The sequence below is a fragment of the Pseudomonas sp. 05N434 genome (genome assembly GCF_056396965.1).
Genome location: NZ_JBFTMK010000418.1, coordinates 1 through 5,210, shown reverse-complemented (window position 1 = coordinate 5,210; position 5,210 = coordinate 1). Strand labels below are relative to the sequence as shown.

5 protein-coding genes are annotated in these 5,210 nt (G+C 58.9%); 2 read left to right on the top strand and 3 right to left on the bottom strand.

What is annotated here, in order from left to right; all coding sequences use genetic code 11:
* Positions 1 to 126: 126 nt before the first annotated feature.
* From AC1DLB_RS22215 to AC1DLB_RS22205, 3 genes are all read right to left on the bottom strand, one after another.
* Complete coding sequence (locus tag AC1DLB_RS22215) at positions 127 to 468, bottom strand: helix-turn-helix domain-containing protein (protein ID WP_026286335.1); 342 nt, start codon at positions 466 to 468, stop codon at positions 127 to 129.
* A gap of 112 nt (positions 469 to 580) precedes the next feature.
* Positions 581 to 883, bottom strand: a complete 303-nt coding sequence (locus tag AC1DLB_RS22210) for a hypothetical protein (RefSeq protein ID WP_477785652.1) — start codon at positions 881 to 883, stop codon at positions 581 to 583.
* A gap of 295 nt (positions 884 to 1,178) precedes the next feature.
* The gene (locus tag AC1DLB_RS22205; RefSeq protein WP_018925162.1) at positions 1,179 to 1,892 is read right to left on the bottom strand and encodes an FKBP-type peptidyl-prolyl cis-trans isomerase; all 714 of its coding nucleotides are present in this window, start codon (positions 1,890 to 1,892) and stop codon (positions 1,179 to 1,181) included.
* A gap of 269 nt (positions 1,893 to 2,161) precedes the next feature.
* Between AC1DLB_RS22205 and AC1DLB_RS22200 the strand changes: the two genes are divergently transcribed.
* Positions 2,162 to 3,994, top strand: a complete 1,833-nt coding sequence (locus AC1DLB_RS22200; RefSeq protein ID WP_018925161.1) for a di-heme-cytochrome C peroxidase — start codon at positions 2,162 to 2,164, stop codon at positions 3,992 to 3,994.
* 3 nt (positions 3,995 to 3,997) lie between these two features.
* Positions 3,998 to 5,134, top strand: coding sequence for a catalase family protein (locus AC1DLB_RS22195; RefSeq protein ID WP_477785651.1), 1,137 nt, complete (start codon positions 3,998 to 4,000; stop codon positions 5,132 to 5,134).
* Positions 5,135 to 5,210: the final 76 nt, after the last annotated feature.

The window sequence follows — 5,210 nt, the reverse complement described above, 5'->3', positions numbered from 1 at the left end:
GCATGGCGGGCGTGGGTAGCTGCAATCGCTCCAGCAATGCCCGATAAGTCAGAAGATGGCGCTGACGGCGCGCCTGATCCAGTTCCCCCAGCAATCCATCCCAATGTTGACGACTGATGCGTACGCTCACGATTCATCCCTCCATCCTGGCACCGTCAACTCCCAGGCGAGGCTGCGGCGAATAGCAGCGTCGGGTTGACGCTCACCGCTTTCGATCAAGGCGAGATATGACGGGCTGATGCCTACCGTGCGGGCAAGCGCCTCAATGGCGATGCCCTTCCCTTCGCGCAAACTGCGTAGTTGATCCAGACCCGGAAGAGTCTGGTCTGATGTGGCCGCGGGACGCACTGTGGCTTCGCGCGGTGGTTGTTCGTTGATGCCTGCTGCTTTCAGTAGAGCCTGATACTGAGCCCATGGCAGAACCGCATATTCTGGTTCGCCTTCGCGTGTAATTATCTGAATATCCATGACTACCCCGTAGGACAACGACACGTAGCGAGTCGGCACTTTTCCTTAGAAGTGTAATCCTAACAGCGGCCAAGGTCGCGGGGGGTATGAATATGGATGATCCTGAATCGGTTCAGTTTTTTTTCGGGCCCTGAAGTTGCAGCTGTTCCGGGGTATCGGGCAGGCGTTCAACCACTGCGAGTTTTTCCGGCGCCTGACGCTTGCGCCAGGCGCGGAAGGCGTTGAGTTCGTCATCACGCCAGTAGGCCAGGCAGAGTGCCTGTAACAAGCGCAGATCGTCTTTAAGTTTGCCCAGACGATTACCTTGGCTCGCGCCTTTGCTGGCAACCGCGAACAGCAGGGTCGGCAAACGACCACGGGCGAGCAGGCGCCCGGCCATTGGCAGGAAGCGGGCGAAATTCCAGGGCATTTTCATCTTTTCCTCCCACTGAAATGTTATCCACACAAATTGTGGATAACCTTGTGAACAGAGCTGCATTTCACCGCTGGAAGCCCCGTTTCACAAGGGTCTTGCTCAGATCGGGCGTTTTTTACTCACATAAAAAAACCCAAGATTTCATTGACTTGGCGCACCGGTCCGTCTAGCTCGGGCACTCTCACTGGCTATGACTGCAGCGTACCGCATCCGTTCGCTTTGTTTACCTTCACCAAACCCCAGATGCAACAACGCCCCGCATAAGCGAGGCGTTGTTTTTTCGAGCAGACGCGGATTACTTGGCGTCGTCTTGTTTGGCTGGATCCTTGATGCCCAGCAGCTCCAGGTCGAATACCAGCACCGAGTTGGCTGGAATCGCCGGGCTAGGGCTTTGGGCGCCGTAAGCCAGGTCGCTAGGGATGTACAGTTTGTACTTCTCGCCAACGTGCATCAGTTGCAGGCCTTCGACCCAACCCGGAATCACACCGCTGACCGGCAGATCGATCGGGCTGCCGCGCTCGACGGAGCTGTCGAAAACGGTGCCGTTGGTCAGTTTACCGGTGTAGTGAACAGTCACTACGTCGGTCGGCTTAGGCTGTGCGCCATCGGCCTTCTTGACCACTTCGTATTGCAGGCCGGAAGCCGTGGTGACGACACCGGCTTTCTTGCCATTCTCTTCGAGGAATTTTTTGCCGGCGGCTGCCGACTCTTCGCTCATCTTGGCCAAACGCTCTTCGGCACGCTTCTGCAGCGCTGCGAAGGCTTCAACCAGTTCCTCATCCTTCAGTTTCTGTTCTTTCTTGCCGACGGCATCTTCGATGCCTTGGGCTACGGCTTTGGAGTCCAGATCATCCATGCCTTCCTGAGCCAGACTTTTGCCCATGTTCAGGCCAATGCCGTAGGAAGCTTTTTGCGCCGGGGTTTTCAGCTCTACGCTGGTCTGCGAATCACAACCCGCAAGTACCAGGCCAACCAGGGCCACCGCCGCCGCCAACCGATGCTGTTTCATGCTATTTCCTTGTTCATGCGCCTAAAGGGCAATCGAGTAAAGCCGCGAGCTTATCAGGCGGCCACGACCAATGGCTACCGGCATGAGAGCAGGAAACTTCCGATAAGTTCAGGTGTTTAAACGCATTTCGGGATTAGAACGATGAAGCTTCTGTCATCTGGCTCTCACAGCCCCCGATGCCGGTTCCCACAGCCCTTGGCGTAATGGCCTCTTGCCGCACTTCATCAGCTGAGGCATAAGAGAGCTACAAATTGACAAGGATGTTTATCGTGCGCCTCATAATCCGCTTGCTGATTCTGATCGCAGTACTACTGGGGCTGGGCCTCGCCGTGGTGCTGTACTACGTCGCCAACCCGAAATTACCGGCCTGGTCACCGGCGCAACAGGTGCATTACCTGGAGCAATGGAGCGCCGCAGACCGCCAGGCCTACTACTTCACGCCCCAAGGCACCCAGGTCAAAGGCTTGCGCTATGACTGGTTCAACGCGCTCGAACTGCCGTTCTCGCAAAAACGATTCGCCGCCCCCGAATACCTCGCACGCTTTGGTTTTCTGATCGATCCGAGCCAGAAAGCCACGCCAGACAACCCTGGCAACCTGCCCGTCGGTTTCGCCCGTCATCAGAATCCGGGCAGCCAGGAAGAGTTTCTGGACATCACCTGTTCCGCCTGCCACACCGGCGAATTGCGTTTCAACGGCCAGGCCGTGCGCATCGACGGTGGCTCGGCCCAGCATGTGTTGCCATCCAGCGTCCCGACCCTGCGCGGCGGCAGTTTCGGCCAGGCACTGGTGGCCAGCCTCGCCTCGACTTACTACAACCCGTGGAAATTCGAACGTTTCGCGCGCAATGTCCTGGGCCAGGACTATGACGCCCGGCATCAACAGCTACGCCAGGACTTCAAAAGCTCACTCGATACCTTCTTGAAAGTGGCCTGGAACGATACCCATCGCGGGCTCTACCCCACCGAAGAAGGCCCCGGCCGTACCGACGCCTTCGGGCGCATTGCCAACGCCAGCTTCGGCGACGCCATTTCGCCGGCCAACTACCGCGTGGCCAACGCGCCGGTGGACTACCCGCAACTGTGGGACATGTGGACCTTCGACTGGGTGCAGTGGAACGGTTCGGCGCAGCAACCGATGGCCCGTAACATCGGCGAGGCCCTGGGTGTCGGCGCCACGCTGAATTTCTTCGACGCCAGCGGGCAGCCCCTCAAGGGCGACGATCGCTACCCGTCCAGCGTCCGGGTGCGCGATCTGCACCGGATCGAACAAACCCTGCAACGACTCAAGCCGCCCGTCTGGCCGGAAGCCTTGCTGGGCTCCATCGACAAACCGTTGGCCGCAAAAGGCCGCGCACTATTCGCGGAAAACTGCGCTGGGTGCCACGTCCCCCGCGTCACCCAAAGCGACGGCAGACCGGTGCACCACCTGAACTTACTGCCCGTGGAGGTGATTGGCACAGACCCCGGCGCCGCCAACAATATTGCCGACCACCGCTTCGATCTGACAGCCCTGCAGTGGGATCCGGCAGAGCTTGCGCAACTGGACGTGCAATTGCATCCAAAACCCACGGAGCCCTTGGATTTGAGCCAGTTGTCAGTGGCCAAGGGGCTGGCCTACGTCACTGCTTTCGTGGGGAACCAGGCCTATCGCGCTGCCAATGTGACGCCGGCGGAGCGGCCGAACCTGGACGGTTTCGGCTTGCCTATCGGCGTCCAGGAATTACGCAGCTATAAGGCCCGGCCGCTGGCGGGCGTCTGGGCCACGCCGCCGTTTTTGCACAACGGTTCGGTGCCGAGCATTTATCAACTGCTCTCGCCCCAGGATGAACGTGCAACAACGTTCTACAAGGGCACCTTCGAATACGATCCCAAACACCTGGGCTATCGCACCGAAGCCTTCACCAACGGTTTTGTGTTCGACACGCGTATTACCGGCAATCACAACAGCGGCCACGAATTCCGCGACGGCGAGCGCGGTAATGGCGTGATCGGTCGCCTGCTGCAACCGCAGGAGCGCTGGGCGCTGCTGGAATACCTGAAAGTGTTGGGCGGCCCGCTGGAGTCGCAATTGCCAGACCACCTCATCAGTCAAAAGGATTGACCCATGCTGATCACGCTCTGGCTACGTCTGGGTGCCTTCCTTGGTAAAACCCTGCTTTGGATGTTGGGTTTGGGGGTCCTCGGCTGGGCGCTGACCATGGCATGRCTCGCCTGGCAACATCGCGGCCCGGTATCGGCTGAAGAACTGATTCCGGACGGCGAAGCGGCGATGACCCGGGACATCATCCAGACAGCGGTGCGGATCGTCGATCAACACCGCGAAAGTACTCGCTATCTGCGCGATGCTCACGCCAAGGCCCATGGTTGCGTGAAGGCCGAGGTTCAGGTGCTGCCGGATCTGGCGACGGCGTTGCGCCAAGGCGTGTTCAGCGAACCCGGCAAAACCTGGCAAGCGACGATGCGTCTGTCCAACGGCAATGCCTATCCGCAGTTCGACAGCATCCGCGATGCCCGGGGCATGGCGATCAAGTTGTTCGATGTGCCGGGTAAACAGTTGCTGAGTGATCGACAAGGGCGCAACGAGCAGGATTTCGTGATGTTCAACCATCCGAACTTCTTTGTCAGCGATGTCGCCGAGTATCGTCAGAATGTGGCCGCTCAGGCTGACGGCAAAACGATAATGGCGTTCTTCCCGGCTTGGGATCCGCGCACCTGGCAGGTTCGTCATCTGTTTATTGCGCTGGCGACACTCTCCCCTGCCCCGGCAAGCCCGACCCAGACCACCTACTTTTCGGTTTCGCCGTACAAGTTTGGTGAGGCCAACGTCAAATTCCGGGTGATACCGGATCCGGAGAGCTGCCCGACCTACACGCTGCCCACGCAAAATCAAAACCTGCCGAACTTCCTGCGCAGTGCGCTGAACCAGCAGCTGTCGACTGATCGGGTGCCGGCCTGTTTCGTTTTGCAGATCCAGCGTCAGGATCCGGGCCAATACATGCCGATCGAAGACACCAGCATCGAGTGGCGTGAACGAGACGCGCCCTTCGAAACCGTGGCCAGGATCAAGCTGCCCGCCCAGGATTTCGACACCCCGGCGCTGAACCTGCAATGCGACAACCTGTCGTTCAATCCATGGTTCGGCCTTGAAGCCCATCGGCCGATTGGTGGAATCAACCGGTTGCGCAAAGCGGTGTACGAGGCCGTTAGCGACTACCGACACAGCCGCAACGGCGAACAATAAGTAAGGCAGAAACGAAAAAAGCGACCCGAACAGGTCGCTTTCTTCAGTGAGTCCGGCAAAAAGCCAAATCCCAGAC